A 14,305-nucleotide genomic window follows, 5' to 3' on the forward strand; every position below is an offset into this window, starting at 1 on the left:
CGGAAACCGTGTGGTTTCCGGGCCCAATCGCTGGGTAGACGAACGCACGAGCCCGCCGGGGTCGGCGGGCGGCGGTGCTCAGCGGGTCGCGCGGAGGCGCAGCACCGTCCAGGAGACCGGCGGGAGCTCGATCGAGACCGTCCCGGACTCGACGCGGGCCGTGGTGTTCGACATCGGCAGCACCGACGTCGAGTCCTCGGCGGACGCGCGCCAGTGGTGGTCGTCGTTCGCGAGGGTCAGGGCCTCGACCACCTCGACGTCGCCGAACGCGCCCACGGGCACCTCGACGCGGGTGGCCTCGTCCTGGGCGCGGTTGACCACGAACACCGTCAGCGCGTCGCCCTCGGCGTCCCAGGTGGCCACGGCGTCCACCAGGTCCGAGGAGCCGAACCGCTTGTTCTCGTATCCCGGCGAGTCGATGGCGACCCGCAGCACGTCGCCCGCGGCATGCCGCGACGTGAGCGCGAACGGGTGGAACGTCGTCTGGCGCCAGGCCGGGCCGCCCGGCTCGGTCGCGATGGGCGCCAGCGCGTTGACGAGCTGCGCTTGGCTGGCCGAGTGCACCCGGTCGGTGTTGCGCAGCAGCGAGATGAGCAGGTTGCCGACCACCACGGCGTCCGCCACGGTGTAGACGTCCTCCTCCAGGCGCGGCGCCTTGTCCCAGCGGCCGCCGGACGCCTTGATCGGGTCCTCCTCCTGGTGGTACCAGACGTTCCACTCGTCGAAGGAGATGGCGATCTTCTTGGCCGACTTGCGGGCCACGCCCACGGCGTCGACCGTCGCGGCCACCGAGGCCACGAAGTAGTCCATGTCGACGGCGCTCGCGAGGAACGACCCGAGGTCGTCCTCCTCGCGGTAGTAGGCGTGCGCCGAGATCATGTCCACCTCGTCGTACGCCTCGGTGAGCACCGTGCGCTCCCACTCGCCGAAGGTCGGCATGCCGGACCCGGAGGACCCGCACGCGACGAGCACGACGTTCGGGTCGAGCTGGCGCATCGCGCGCGCTGTCTCGGTGGCGAGCCGGCCGTACTCCTCGGCGGTCTTGTGCCCGAGCTGCCACGGGCCGTCCATCTCGTTGCCGAGGCACCAGAGCTGGATCGCGTGCGGCTCGTCCACGCCGTGCTCGCGGCGCAGGTCGCTCAGCTCCGTCCCGCCGGGGTGGTTGCTGTACTCGAGCAGGTCGAGCGCCTCGGCGATCCCGCGGGTGCCCAGGTTCACCGCCATCATCGGCGTGGTCCCGGAGGCCTTGGTCCAGGCCATGAACTCGTTGAGCCCGAACTCGTTGGTCTCGATCGAGTGCCAGGCGAGGTCCAGGCGGGTCGGCCGCTCCTCGCGGGGGCCCACGCCGTCCTCCCAGCGGTAGCCCGAGACGAAGTTGCCGCCCGGGTAGCGGACGGTGCTGACGCCCATCTCCCGCACCAGGCCGAGCACGTCGCCGCGGAACCCGTTCTCGTCGGCGGTGGGGTGGCCGGGCTCGTAGATGCCCGTGTAGACGCAGCGTCCCAGGTGCTCGACGAAGCTCCCGAAGGTGCCGCGGCGTACGGGGCCGACGACGAACGATGGGTCGATCGCGAGGCGGGCGGAGTGCACGTGTGGTCACTGTCCTTCCAGAGGAACGGTCATAGTTCAGCGTTGGACCAAACGGCCCAGGGCGGCGTTTGGTCCAACGGCGGTGGCCAGTATAGTTCAACGTTGAACGCACCCGGGTGTAGCGTCGCGCCAGGCGCTCTCGATCGTGCGCTTCCCCGACCGACGCCGCCTGGAGGAGTCATGACCATCACCCACGAGACCGTTGCCGTCCCGGACGGCGTCGTAGCACCGCGGTTCCGCCCGCCGGCCGGCGCGTCGAGCGCCGCGACGCTGTCGCTCGACGGCGACTGGCGGTTCCGCCTGTTCCCGCACCCGGACACGGGCGTGGACCTGGCCGAGCCCGGCGCAGACTGGGACCGCCTGGCCGTGCCCGGGCACTGGCAGCTCGCCGGCGCCCCGCACTCCTGGCCCTACGGCGTGCCGGAGTACAACAACAAGCTCTTCCCGTTTCCGATCGAGCCGCCCCACGTGCCCGACGACAACCCGACGGGCGAGTACCGCACCACGCTGCGCCTGCCCGCGGACTGGCCCCAGGGTGGCCGCACCCTGCTGCGCTTCGAGGGTGTGGACTCCTGGTTCCAGGTGGCGGTCGACGGCGAGCTGCTCGCCACGTCGCACGGCTCGCGCCTGCCCACCGAGGTGGACCTGACCGACCGCCTGACCCGCGGCGGCGAGCACCTGCTCGCGGTCCGGGTCACCAAGTGGTCGGCCATGTCGTACGCCGAGGACCAGGACCAGTGGTGGCTGTCGGGCATCTTCCGCAGCGTCTCGCTGGAGCACCGCCCCGACGGCGCGCTCGACGACGTCCGCGTGCACGCCGCCTACGACCACACCACCGGGACGGGCACGCTGCGCGTGGACGCCGCGACCGTGGGCGCCGGCCGGGACGCCGTCGCCGCCCAGGTGACGGTGCCGGAGCTCGGCGTCGACGCGGCGTCGGGCGAGGATCTGCAGGTGGCAGTCGAGCCGTGGAGCGCCGAGCGCCCCCGGCTCTACGACGTCGTCGTCACGACGGACACCGAGACGGTGACGCTCGCGGTCGGCTTCCGCACGGTCTCGATCGAGGACGGCGTGTTCCTGGTCAACGGCCGGGCGGTCAAGCTGCGCGGCGTGAACCGGCACGAGTTCGACCCGCTGCGCGGGCGCTCCGTGACCCCGGAGCGGATGCTTGAGGACGTGCTGCTCATGAAGCGGCACCACATCAACGCCGTCCGCACGAGCCACTACCCGCCGCACCCGCACTTCCTGGACCTGTGCGACCGGTACGGCCTCTACGTCATCGACGAGAACGACCTGGAGACGCACGGCTTCGAGGACGACCGCGGCTGGGAGGGCAACCCGGTCAACGACCCGGACTGGACCGAGGTGCTCGTCGACCGCGTCACCCGCATGGTGCGCCGCGACGGCCACCACGCGAGCATCATCCTGTGGTCGCTCGGCAACGAGGCGGGCGGCGGCATCAACGTCCCCGCGATGGCCGACGCCGTCCGCGCGCTCGACCCGAGCCGCCCGATCCACTACGAGGGTGACTGGTCCAGCGAGCACGTGGACGTGTACTCGCGGATGTACGCCGAGACCGAGCACGTGAACCTCATCGGGCAGGGCATCGAGCCCGCGCTGGAGCGCGCCGACGCCGACGCCCGCCGCCGCGGCATGCCGTTCCTGCAGTGCGAGTACGCGCACGCGATGGGCAACGGCCCGGGCGGCCTGTCCGACTACGACGCGCTGTTCGACCGCTACCCCCGCCTGATGGGCGGGTTCATCTGGGAGTGGATCGACCACGGCCTGACCCGCACGGACGCCGACGGCAACCTGTTCTCGGCGTACGGCGGCGACTTCGGCGAGCGGTTCCACGACGGCACGTTCATCGCCGACGGCCTGCTGCTGCCCGACCGCACGCCCTCGCCGGGCCTGCTGGAGACGGCGGCCGTGTTCGCGCCGGTCCGGATCGACGCGCAGCCCGACGGCACCCTGCTGGTGCGTAACCGTTACGCGTTCCGGGACACGGGCCACGCCGAGCTGCGCTGGACGCTGCACCGCGGCGAGGAGGAGCTCGCCTCCGGCGTCCTGGACCTGGTGCTCGCCGCCGGGGCCGAGGCCGTCGTCCGCCCGCCGGCCGACCTGGCCCTGCCGGAGCCGGGCGACGCGCCGGTCTGGTGGACGCTGCGGGCCGTGCAGGAGAAGGGGGACGCGCTGGAGGAGCCCTGGCTGGAGACCGGGTTCGTGCTCGGCGCGGGGCAGCTTCTGCTCGTCGAGCCGGCGCCGCTGGCGGCGCCGTCCGGCCGCGTGACCGTGGAGGCCGACGGCGGGTACTCCGCCGGCCCGGCCCGGTTCGACCGCCGGGGCGACCTCCGCTCGCTCGCGGGCCGCGAGGTGCACGCCTTCCGGGTGGATGGCTGGCGGGCGCCGACCGACAACGACCGCCGCGCGGGGATGTGGCGCGGGCTGTCCGACGCCGAGGTGTGGCGCAGCACGAGCATGCACCTGCTCGCCGAGCGCAAGGCCGGGGTCGCGGTGAACGAGGCCGGCGCCCTGGAGATCGACGCGCGTATCGCGGGCCCGACGACGCGCGCGGGCTTCGCCACGCGCTACACGTGGCAGCCGGCCACTGACGCGCCGGACGCCGTCGACCTGCTCGTCGACCTCCGGCCGGAGGGGCGGTGGCCGGAGAGCGTCGCGCGCCTCGGCGTGCTGCTCGCGCTCGACGAGCCGCAGGCCGCCGACGCGGGCGTGCGCTGGACCGGCCTCGGGCCGGACGAGTCGTACGCGGACTCCCGTGCGGCGGCGCTCGGCGGCGCGTGGCAGCACACGGTCGCCGGCTGGCAGACCCGGTACACGCACCCGCAGGAGAACGGCGCGCGCCGCGGCGTCACGAGCGCCGTCCTGTCCTTCGCGGACGGCACCGGCCTGCGGATCGACTCGGGCGAGGTGACGATCGGCGGCCGCCCGCAGGTCGGCTTCGAGCTGTCGCTGCGCCCGTGGTCCGACGAGGCGCTCGACCGGGCCGCGCACCCGCACGAGCTCGTTCCGGACGGCAAGCTCTGGCTGCACCTCGACGCCGCCCAGCACGGCGTCGGCAGCGCGGCCTGCGGTCCGGGCGTGCTGCCGAACGCCCAGCTGCACGTCGCGCCGGTCCGGATGCGGCTGCGCTTCACCACCCTCTGAGCCGCAGCTCACGAACCACTGAGTGAGCATCATGCCCGTCCCGCTCGCCGGGGCGGGCATGATGTATACAAGAGCGGCTGGACAACGACGACGAGGAGAACCGCTGTGAAGATGGGCTTCCGCTGGTACGGCGAGGGCAACGACACCGTGACGCTGGATCACGTGCGCCAGATCCCTGGCGTGGAGACCATCGTGTGGAGTCTGCACAACAAGCAGGCCGGCGAGGTGTGGGAGCAGGCGGAGATCGACGCCGAGATCGCCAGGATCACCGGCCTGTCCGACGAGGCACGTGCCAAGGGCATCACGAAGACCTTCGACGCCGAGGTGGTCGAGTCCGTCAACGTGCACGAGTCGATCAAGCTGGGTCGCACCGTGCTCGGGCTGAGCCGGGACGAGGCGATCGAGAACTACATCACGACGATCCGCCGCCTCGGGCAGTCCGGCGTGAAGGTGGTCTGCTACAACTTCATGCCCGTCTTCGACTGGCTGCGCACCGACCTGTGGCACCCGCTGCCGGACGGCTCGACCGCGCTGTTCTACGAGAAGGCCGTGGTGGACAAGATGTCGCCCGAGAGCCTGATCGCCGACATGGAGGCCAACACCCACGGCCTGACCCTCCCGGGCTGGGAGCCGGAGCGGCTGGCGAGCTTCAGCGAGCTGAACGCGGCCTACGAGGGCGTGACGCACGACGACATGTACGCCAACTACAAGTACTTCCTCGACGCGGTGATCCCCACCTGCGAGGAGGTCGACGTGAAGCTCGGCGTGCACCCGGACGACCCGCCCTTCGACGTGTTCGGCTGGCCGCGCGTGGTCTCCACCAAGGAGGGCATCGCGCGGGTGCTCGAGCTCAACCCGAGCCCGTACAACGGTCTGACGCTCTGCCTGGGCAGCTTCTCGGCCAACCCGGAGCAGGACGCCGTCGATGCGGTGAAGACGTTCATGGACCGCATCCACTTCTCGCACGTGCGCAACATCAAGCACTTCGACAACGGTGACTTCACCGAGGTGGCGCACCGCGCGTGCGAGGGCAGCGTCGACACCACCGGGATCATGAAGGCGTACGCCGAGGCGAACTACCAGGGCTACATCCGGCCCGACCACGGCCGGCACCTGTGGGACGAGAACACCACCAACAAGCCCCGCCCCGGCTACGGCCTCTACGACCGGGCGCTGGGCATCCAGTACCTGCTCGGCGCCTGGGACGCGTACCGCTACCAGGGCTGATTCCTGGCGGGGCGCCGTTCCCGCTGCCATCATCCACGGATGGTGAGCAGCGCGGGGTCCGGGGCCGACGGCGGGGCGACGTCGAGTGGTGTGGCCGACGGCGGCGGGTCGCCGGCCGTGGCCGTCGCCCCGCCCGGTACGCCGGGTCGGCTCGTCGCCGTCGTCGAGCCGGACCACGCCTCCTGGGTGCAGCGCGTCGTCGCGGCGATCCTCGACAACGCGATCCTGGCCGGGGTGACCTGGCTGGCGCTCGGCCCAGGATTCGGCGTGCCGACACTCACGCCGGGATGGGGTTCGGCGGCCCAGGACGGCGCTCGGGGCGGCGGCCCGCTGGTCCTCGTGCCGGTCGCGGCCGTCGTGGTCCTGCTGGTGCTGCAGGCCCTGACGGGCTGGACGCCGGGCAAGCTCGTGACCGGCATCCGCGTGGTCCGCGAGGACGAGCACCGGCCGGCCGGGCTGGGGAAGACGCTCGCTCGCTGGGTGCTCCACTTCCTCGACGCTCTCCTCCTGATCGGCTACCTGCGGCCGATCTGGCACGACAAGCGGCAGACGTTCGCCGACTCGATCGTGCGGACCCTCGTGGTCCGCGAGGTGCCCGACCTCCCTCGCCGGCCCCGCATCGTCCTGTACTCGGCCGCGGTCGTGACCTGCGTGCTCGGGCTCGGCTATGGATACGTGCCGATCAGCGGCGTCAGCTCGGCCGACGTGGCCGACGACTCGCCCCTGTGCGAGGTGGCGACCCCGGAGCCGGCGCTCGTCGCCGGGGAGATCCGGCCGGCCGGGTCCGTGTCGATCAACCGGGACCGCCGGCTGTGGACGGTCCGGGAGACCCGCACGACGCGGCCGGGTGCCGTCCTCACGTGGACCAGCGACCCGTCGGCCCGGGACGCCGACTACCGGGTCGAGCTCGACGCCCGCGCGGGGAGCGGCGAGGACGTGGTGATCTCCCGCTCCTGGGACATCGGCTCGGGCGACGCCGACTCCTGGTCGGACAGCGACGGTTTCAGGCACGACCGGACCATCGCCGCGGGCGGGGACAGGCACGACGTCCAGGTCGACATCACCGACCCCGAGGCCGACGCGGCTCTCGCCCAGCTCGACGCCGAGCCGTGGCTCGACGTCCGGCTGCTCGCCGACGGCGAGGTCGTGGCGTCGTGCGGAGATGCGGTGAGCTACACCCGGTCCGGCCTCGAGGGCTGACGCCGCCCCGGAATTCCCGTGGCCCACGGCCCGGGCCCGGGTCCACCCTGGACGCATGGAGCCCAACGAACAGGCCGAAGAGCCCGGGACGACCCGCTGGACCAGCGCGACCGTCTTCCCCGACATGTGGACCGACCCCGACGCCGACCCGCGCGAGACCGACACCCCGGTCACCGACGAGCGCGGCATGCTGCTCGACTACCTGCGCTACTACCGGCTCACGCTGGAGATGAAGTGCGCGGGGCTCGACGCCGAGCAGCTCGCCCGCCGCTCCGCCCCGCCGTCCACCATGTCCCTGCTCGGGCTGGTGCGGCACCTGGCATCGGGCGAGCGACACCTGCGTCGCGTGATGACCGGCGAGGACGCGCCCGAGCTGTACCGCACCGACGAGGACCGCGAGGCCGACTGGACCGGAGCGATCGCCGATCCGGAGGTCGTCGACGATGCCTGGCGGCACTGGCGCGCCGAGACGGCGGCGACCGACCGCTACCTCGACAGCGTGACCGACCTCAGCACCGGGAACACCGGGGTCTCCGACTTCGGTCCCGAGGGCGCGGACCTCCAGCTCCGGGAGGCCCTCCTCGGTCAGATCGTCGAGTACGCGCGGCACTGCGGCCACGCCGACCTCCTGCGCGAGCGCGTCGACGGGCGCGTGGGCCAGTAGCCGGCGTCCGCCCACGGGCCCACGGGCCCACGGGCCCCGCGGGTGATGTCTGCGCTCGGGCCCTTCGGCCCCTTGCGCCCGCCCACCGCGGTGGCAACCTGGAAGGGTCCGGCGCCCCGCGGCGGGCCTCGCCGTACGGGTCGCCGGCTACCACGAAGGGGTGAGGCAGCGATGGTCAAGGTACGCAACGTGTTGCCGACGTTCGCGGCGAACGACATGGACGTGGCACGCGCGTTCTACGCGGACACGCTCGGACTGGACGTGTCCACACTCGACGACGGGGCGGGCCTGGTGGTCAACCTGGGCGACGGCGCCGCCGTGTTCATCTACCAGAAGGAGGACCACGCCCCGGCCGGGTTCACGGTCATGCACCTCACGGTCGACGACGTCGACGAGGTCGTGGACGAGCTCACCGCCAAGGGCGTGCCGTTCCAGCGCTACGAGGGCTTCGAGCAGGACGAGAAGGGCATCGTGCGCGGCTTCATGGAGGGCGGCGACGGCGCCTGGTTCACCGACCCCGCGGGCAACATCATCGGGCTCGCGGACGGCGGCGGGTTGGAGGCGTTCCTCGAAAATCCGGGTGGCTGAGGCACCCCGCTCGACTAGCATCGGGCGCCATGTCACCCACCTTCGTACTGGTCCATGGCGCCTTCGCCAACTCGTTCTCGTTCGCGCCGCTGCAGGCCGAGCTCGCCCTGCTCGGGCACCGCTCGGCGGCGGTCGACCTGCCTGGTCACGGCTTCGAGGCGACCTACCCGGCCGCGTACCAGGCGCCCCAGGACCCGGCGGGTCTCGCGACGACGCCCGGAGCCATCAAGGGGGTGACGCTCGCCGACAACGTGGCGCGCGTCGTCGAGGTCCTCGAACGGGCCAAGGAGCACGGCCCGGTGATCCTGGTAGGCCACAGCCGGGCCGGGATGACGCTGACCGCCCTCGGCAACGCCCGCCCCGACCTGGTCGACCGGATCGTCTACGTCTCCGCCTGGGCGCCCGTCGACCTGGACGTGGGCGGCTACTACGCCGGACCCGAGATGGCCGACACGGACCAGGCGGCGCTCGGGGCCGTGCTCGCCGGCAACCCGGCCGAGCTCGGCCTGCTGCGCGGCAACTTCCGCACCGCCGACCCGGCGGTGCTGGCCGGTCTCAAGCAGGCTTTCCTCGCCGACGGCACCGACGACGAGTTCCGCGCGTTGCTCAGCACGTTCCAGCCCGACGAGAACCTCGACACCGGAACGCCGGATGACCGGGTCCAGGCGGGTACCTGGGGCACGATCCCCCGGACCTACGTGCGGCTCAGCGAGGACACGAGCATCCCGCTCGCCATGCAGGACCGCATGATCCGCGAGGCGGACGCGCTCACGCCCGACAACCCGTACGACGTGCACACGCTGGAGTCCAGCCACCTGTCGTGGCTGGTGCGGCCGCGGGCGGCGGCCGAGGTGCTGGCCGGCCTGGCGGCGGGTCCGGCGGTCGGGGCGGCTGCCGGCACGGCGGTCGGTTCCCAGGTCAGCGAGGCGCCCGCAGCAGGCTGAGCTGGAGGCCGACAGCGGCGGTGACCCGGGGTTCGTCGTCGGTGGCGAGCAGGTCGAGCAGGGCGCCCCGGAGCACCGCCAGCGCGAGCGTGCGCCGCGCCGGGCCGTCCGGCCCGTCCCGCTCGGGGGCGGGCTGGCCGGTGGCCAGGACCGCCAGCCAGTCGTCCACGGTGGCCCGCGCGAACCCCGCCCACGGCCCGTCGGGCTCGACGAGCGACCGGGCGTAGGCCTCGGCCCACAGCCGCAGGAGCGGCCGGTGCTCGGCGTCCGCCAGCCACGACCAGACCAGCTCGACCGTGCGCGCCAGGCCCGCCGGCGCGGCGTCGTCGGGCCGCCCGAGGCGACCGAGGAGCGTGAGCTCGTCCTGGCGCGCGCGGCGCAGCAGGGCCTTGATCAGGCCGTCCTTGCTGCCCCACAGGAACATCAGCACGCGCGGGCTCGACCCGATGGCCGCGGCCAGGGGGCGCAGGGAGAGGTCGGCCAGGCCGTTGGCCAGCGCGTACCCGTAGGCAGCCTCCAGCAGCTCGACCTGACGGGCGGAGGGGCTTTGCTCGACGTCCGGCACGGGGTTAGCCTAGTGCCACTGAAACAGTCGTGTCAGTAGCACCGGGAGGATCGCATGCAGCAGACCCACGAGCGGCGGGACGTGCTGGTGCGCCGCGCCGACCAGCCGGGCGACCTGGGCTGGGTCGTGCTGGCGCACGGCGAGTCCTACCACCGGCAGTTCGGCTGGGACACCGACTTCGAGGCCCTCGTGGCCCGGATCGTCGCCGACTACGCCGGGTCGCACGACCCGCGCACGGAGGCGGCGTGGATCGCCGAGGTGGACGGGGAGCGTGCCGGCTGCGTCTTCCTGGTCGCCGGTGACGAGCCCGGTGTCGCCAAGCTGCGGATCCTGCTGGTTGCTCCCGAGGCCCGGGGTCTGGGGCTGGGCCGGCGCCTGGTCGGGGAGTGCCTCGCGTTCGCGCGGGCCGCCGGGTACGAGCGCGTGACGCTGTGGACCAACGACGTGCTCGCCTCGGCGCGGCACATCTATGAGGGCGTGGGCTTCACGCTGGCCGACGAGGAGCGGCACCACAGCTTCGGGCAGGACCTGGTGGGGCAGAACTGGGTGCTGGACCTGGCGCGCGCGGGCTGAGCGGCTCGCGCCGCGTCGTCACGCCGGTGTGATGCGCAGCGTCGCCAGACGCGCGGGCTCCGTGACGGCGAACGACGCGACCGCGCCGTACTTGAGCCGGTAGGCGGCGTCGACCACCGCGGCGGCCCCCGGCCCGGCGGGCTCGAAGCGCACCGCGACGGTCTCGGCGGCCACGCGGACGCGCCCGGTGCCGTGGCCGATCGCGGCCCGGTACCACCGCGACGCCGTGCCCCGCTGCGGTCGGACGTACAGCTCGCCGTCGGCGAGCACCATGCCGACCTCGACCTCGGGGGCGTCCCCGCCGGTGGGTCCGGCGGTGAGGTGCAGCGAGAACGCGTCGCGGAGCGCTGCCAGCGTGGAGGGGGTCCAGGACGTCATCGCGCCGTCCCCGTCCCCGTCCCCGTCGCCGCGTCGGTCGCGTCCGGCGCCGCGGCGGTCGCGGTCCAGGAGGCGAGGATGCGCAGCGCCTCGTCCGACGGCGAGCCGGCCTCGGCGGTCAGGACCATCAGGCGCTGGCCGCTGCCGTCGGGGCTGGACCAGGTGTCGCAGTCGAGCGTGAGGTCGCCGACCACGCGGTGCCGGTACTGCTTGGTGCCGTAGGTCGCGCTGTTCACGCGGTGCTCGGCCCACCAGCGCCGGAAGTCCGGGTCGAGCACAGCGAGTTCGCCGACGAGGCGGGCCAGCTCGGGGTCGTCGGGATCGGCCGCGGCCTCCATGCGCAGGGCGGCGACGGCGTCGCGCGCGTCGTGCTCCCACCGCACGTTGAGCGCCCGCATGGTCGGGTCGGCGAAGAGCAGGTGGACGTAGTTGCGCCGCGCTGCGGGCACCGCGCCGAAGTCGATGAACAGCGCGGCCGCCGCGCTGTTCCAGGCGAGCACGTCCATGCGCCTGCCGAGGACGATCGCCGGGGTGTCGGTGAGCCGGTCGAGCAGTCGCCGCATGGCGGGGCGCACGGCCTGCCGGGCGCGCCGCCGCCGCGGCCGGGCGTCGGCCTTGCCGGCGATCTCGTAGAGGTAGCGCTGCTGGTCCTCGTCGAGCCGGAGCGCGGCCGAGAGCGTGGCGAGCACCGAGGCGGACGCGGCGACCCGGCCCTGCTCGAGGCGTGTGTAGTAGTCGACGCTGATCGCGGCGACCTGGGCCACCTCCTCGCGACGCAGGCCGGGCACCTTGCGGTGCCTCGCGGACTCGGGGAGCCCGACGGCGCGCGGGCTGAGCTCGGCCCGGCGCGCCCTGAGGAACGCGCCGAGCTCGTCGGGATCGACGTGGGGGGTCATGACGACCATTCTGCGAGCGTCCGACCGCGTGCGGGAGGGAAGGATCCTTCCCAGGGAAGAACCCGCTGCTGTTGCGCCGCGGGCCGGCGCCAGAACCTGGTCGCATGAACCGAACGGACGTCACCTTCGACAGCGCCGGCATCTCCCTCGCCGGCCACCTCTACCTTCCCGCCCCCGAGACGGCCGCGCCCCTGCCGGCGATCGTCGTCGGCCACCCCGGTACCGGGGTCAAGGAGCAGACCGCCGGCACCTACGCGGCCCGCCTCGCCGAGCGGGGCTTCGCCACCCTCGCCTTCGACGCCGCCTACCAGGGCGAGAGCGGCGGCCTGCCGCGCGGGCTGGAGGACCCGGCGCACCGCGTCGAGGACCTCAAGGCGGCCGTCTCCTTCCTCACCACGCGCCCCGAGGTGGACGCCGGCCGGATCGGGATGCTCGGCATCTGCGCCTCGGGCGGCTACGGCATCGCCGCGACGGCGGGCGACCACCGCGTGCGGGCGCTGGCCACCGTGAGCGGCGTCGACGTGGGGCGCCAGTTCCGGGAGGGTGCCGACGGTTCCCAGGACCCGGCCGTGGTCCAGGGGATGCTCGACGCCGCCGCCGCGGCCCGCACCGCGGAGGCGCACGGTGAGCCCGTGGGCATGTTCCCCGTCTTCCCGGACACCGCGGAGGAGGCCCGGGCGCTCGGCGGCCGGCACGGCTTCGAGGGCTTCGAGTACTACCGCACCGAGCGCGGGGCGCACCCGCGCTCCGCGAAGGAGTTCACCTGGTCGAGCGTCGACCGCATCGCGACGTCCGACCAGTTCCGGTTTGTCAGTCTGATCGCGCCACGACCGCTGCTCGTCATCCAGGGGACCGAGGCCGTCACCCGGCACATGGGCACGCTGGCGTTCGCCGACGCGCGCGAGCCCAAGGAGCTCCACTGGATCGAGGGCGCCAGCCATGTCGACCTCTACGACCGGCCCGAGCACGTGGGTCCGGCGGTGGAGCGGCTCACCGAGTTCTTCGGCAAGGAGCTCGGCGGGGCCTAGTGCTGCGGCGCGGCTGAACGCCCGATGTGGGCATCACGAGCGGGTTCGTGATGCGCATGTCGCGGCGTGCTTCACCGTTCGCTCCTGAGGTTCTGTTCAGACCGCGAACTCCTGCCCGCAGGAACGGGCTTGAAACGTTGCAGCATCGTGGCTTGAACAGAACCTCGGGAGTCGGCCAGCGTGGTGGCGCGACTCCGGTCGGGGTGAGGTGGTCAGACCGTCTCGGCCCGCTTCTGGCGGGCGAACCGGGCCGGCAGGTCCGGGCCGTCCCACACCTGGATCGCGCGCCAGATCGACGCGGCGATCGGCACGGCCAGCACGGCGCCGGTGATGCCGGCGAGCACCGTGCCCGCCGTCAGGGCGAACAGGATGACGAGCGGGTGCAGGCGCAGGGTCCGGCCCATGACGATCGGCTGGAGGAAGTCGCCCTCCAGCTGGTTCACGGCGACGACGATCGCGACGACGATCAGCGCCTCGATCGGCCCGACCGCCACCAGCGTGACCAGGGCCGCGAGGATGCCGGCCACGGTGGCGCCGACCAGCGGGATGAAGGCGAGCAGGAAGACCAGCACGGACAGCGGGACGACGAGCGGCACGCCCACGATCGCCAGGCCGATCCCGATGCCGACGGCGTCGACCAGCGCCACGATCGCCGTCCCGCGCACGTAGCCGCCGAGCGTGCTGACGGTTGCCGCGCCGACGCGCTGCCCCCGCTCGTACCGGTGCCCCTCGAACGGGCGCAGCAGGAACTCCCACATCGCCGGGCCGTCCTTCAGGAAGAAGAACAGGACGACGATCATGATGAAGAAGCCCGCGACGAAGTCGGCGGTCTGGGAGACGCCCGCGATGGCGCCGGAACCCACGGCGTCGGACTGCAGGAAGCTGACGGCGGCCTCGCGCAGCGACGTGAGCTGCTCGTCGCCGATGTCGAACGGCAGGTCCTGGACGTAGGTCTGCAGGGAGTCGAAGCCGTCGAGAGCCTGCGCCTGCAGCTCGCCCCACTGGTCGACGACGGCGCGCACCACGAGCCAGACGATCCCAGACAGCAGCGCGACCAGCGCCAGGAGCGAGACCCAGGTCGCGAGCAGCGACGGCCACCCGTGGCGGCGGAGGAACGAGACCAGCGGGAAGATCGCGGCCGCCAGCACCAGCGCGATGAGCACCGGGATGACCACGAGCGTCAGCCTCGTGCCGACGAACCCGACCACGGCGATCACCGCGAGCACCGCGAGGATCTGCAGCGACCGGGTGCCGACCCGGCCGAAGCCGTCCGACCACAGCCGGGAGGCCCTGCTCTCGGCGGGCACGGCGGGCGCGACGGGTCCTGCCGTCGTCGGCGTGTCCTCGGCGCTCGGCCGGGGGCCGCGCGCGCCTCGGCGGAAGAGACCCATCGTTCGTCCTCCTCGTGCAGGTCCAGCGGGTGCCTGACTTGCCGACGTTAGTGTGCCGCGGCCCCGGTCGCGCGGCGGCGGGGCCGGTCCGGGCCC

The 14,305-nt window shown here is 73.1% G+C and carries 13 protein-coding genes; 8 read left to right on the forward strand and 5 right to left on the reverse strand.

Going from position 1 to position 14,305, the window contains the following annotated elements:
- Positions 1-78: 78 nt before the first annotated feature.
- The gene (locus ACFU5G_RS24070; RefSeq protein WP_377250476.1) at positions 79-1,590 is read right to left on the reverse strand and encodes an alpha-N-arabinofuranosidase; all 1,512 of its coding nucleotides are present in this window, start codon (positions 1,588-1,590) and stop codon (positions 79-81) included.
- Positions 1,591-1,770: 180 nt separating this feature from the next.
- Here ACFU5G_RS24070 and ACFU5G_RS24075 point away from each other — a divergent pair, with 180 nt between their 5' ends.
- The 6 genes from ACFU5G_RS24075 to ACFU5G_RS24100 all read left to right on the forward strand — a co-directional run bounded on the left by ACFU5G_RS24075 (position 1,771) and on the right by ACFU5G_RS24100 (position 9,378).
- The gene (locus ACFU5G_RS24075) at positions 1,771-4,755 is read left to right on the forward strand and encodes a glycoside hydrolase family 2 TIM barrel-domain containing protein (protein ID WP_377250479.1); all 2,985 of its coding nucleotides are present in this window, start codon (positions 1,771-1,773) and stop codon (positions 4,753-4,755) included.
- Positions 4,756-4,866: 111 nt separating this feature from the next.
- Positions 4,867-5,982, forward strand: a complete 1,116-nt coding sequence (locus tag ACFU5G_RS24080; protein WP_377250505.1) for a mannonate dehydratase — start codon at positions 4,867-4,869, stop codon at positions 5,980-5,982.
- Between the two features lie 39 nt (positions 5,983-6,021).
- On the forward strand, positions 6,022-7,182 hold the full coding sequence (locus ACFU5G_RS24085) for an RDD family protein (protein WP_377250481.1): 1,161 nt from the start codon (positions 6,022-6,024) through the stop codon (positions 7,180-7,182).
- 55 nt (positions 7,183-7,237) lie between these two features.
- A complete protein-coding gene (locus ACFU5G_RS24090; protein ID WP_377250484.1) occupies positions 7,238-7,846 on the forward strand; it encodes a DinB family protein in 609 nt (202 codons plus the stop codon).
- Positions 7,847-8,017: 171 nt separating this feature from the next.
- On the forward strand, positions 8,018-8,434 hold the full coding sequence (locus ACFU5G_RS24095; protein WP_377250486.1) for a VOC family protein: 417 nt from the start codon (positions 8,018-8,020) through the stop codon (positions 8,432-8,434).
- A 29-nt stretch (positions 8,435-8,463) separates the two neighbouring features.
- Positions 8,464-9,378, forward strand: coding sequence for an alpha/beta fold hydrolase (locus ACFU5G_RS24100; RefSeq protein WP_377250488.1), 915 nt, complete (start codon positions 8,464-8,466; stop codon positions 9,376-9,378).
- On the opposite strand, the gene ACFU5G_RS24105 is transcribed toward ACFU5G_RS24100, so the two are convergent.
- The gene (locus ACFU5G_RS24105) at positions 9,353-9,943 is read right to left on the reverse strand and encodes a TetR/AcrR family transcriptional regulator (protein WP_377250490.1); all 591 of its coding nucleotides are present in this window, start codon (positions 9,941-9,943) and stop codon (positions 9,353-9,355) included. The two genes, ACFU5G_RS24100 and ACFU5G_RS24105, sit on opposite strands and share 26 nt — an antisense overlap.
- Positions 9,944-9,997: 54 nt before the next feature.
- On the opposite strand from ACFU5G_RS24105, the gene ACFU5G_RS24110 reads away from it, so the two are divergent.
- Entirely contained in the window at positions 9,998-10,516 is a 519-nt protein-coding gene (locus ACFU5G_RS24110) for a GNAT family N-acetyltransferase (RefSeq protein WP_377250492.1), read from the forward strand.
- A gap of 18 nt (positions 10,517-10,534) precedes the next feature.
- Here ACFU5G_RS24110 and ACFU5G_RS24115 read toward each other — a convergent pair whose 3' ends face one another.
- Both ACFU5G_RS24115 and ACFU5G_RS24120 read right to left on the reverse strand, forming a co-directional pair.
- Complete coding sequence (locus tag ACFU5G_RS24115) at positions 10,535-10,894, reverse strand: DUF2255 family protein (RefSeq protein ID WP_377250495.1); 360 nt, start codon at positions 10,892-10,894, stop codon at positions 10,535-10,537.
- A complete protein-coding gene (locus ACFU5G_RS24120) occupies positions 10,891-11,790 on the reverse strand; it encodes a helix-turn-helix domain-containing protein (protein ID WP_377250498.1) in 900 nt (299 codons plus the stop codon). Before ACFU5G_RS24120 ends, ACFU5G_RS24115 begins: the two co-directional genes overlap by 4 nt.
- Before the next feature lie 104 nt (positions 11,791-11,894).
- Between ACFU5G_RS24120 and ACFU5G_RS24125 the strand changes: the two genes are divergently transcribed.
- Positions 11,895-12,818 (forward strand): alpha/beta hydrolase, encoded by a 924-nt coding sequence (locus ACFU5G_RS24125; protein WP_377250501.1) that lies wholly within the window; start codon positions 11,895-11,897, stop codon positions 12,816-12,818.
- 212 nt (positions 12,819-13,030) lie between these two features.
- On the opposite strand, the gene ACFU5G_RS24130 is transcribed toward ACFU5G_RS24125, so the two are convergent.
- On the reverse strand, positions 13,031-14,209 hold the full coding sequence (locus tag ACFU5G_RS24130; RefSeq protein ID WP_377250503.1) for an AI-2E family transporter: 1,179 nt from the start codon (positions 14,207-14,209) through the stop codon (positions 13,031-13,033).
- Between the last annotated feature and the right edge of the window lie 96 nt (positions 14,210-14,305).

Source organism: Promicromonospora sp. NPDC057488 (assembly GCF_042802395.1).
In the GTDB taxonomy this organism is placed as follows: Bacteria; Actinomycetota; Actinomycetes; order Actinomycetales; family Cellulomonadaceae; genus Promicromonospora.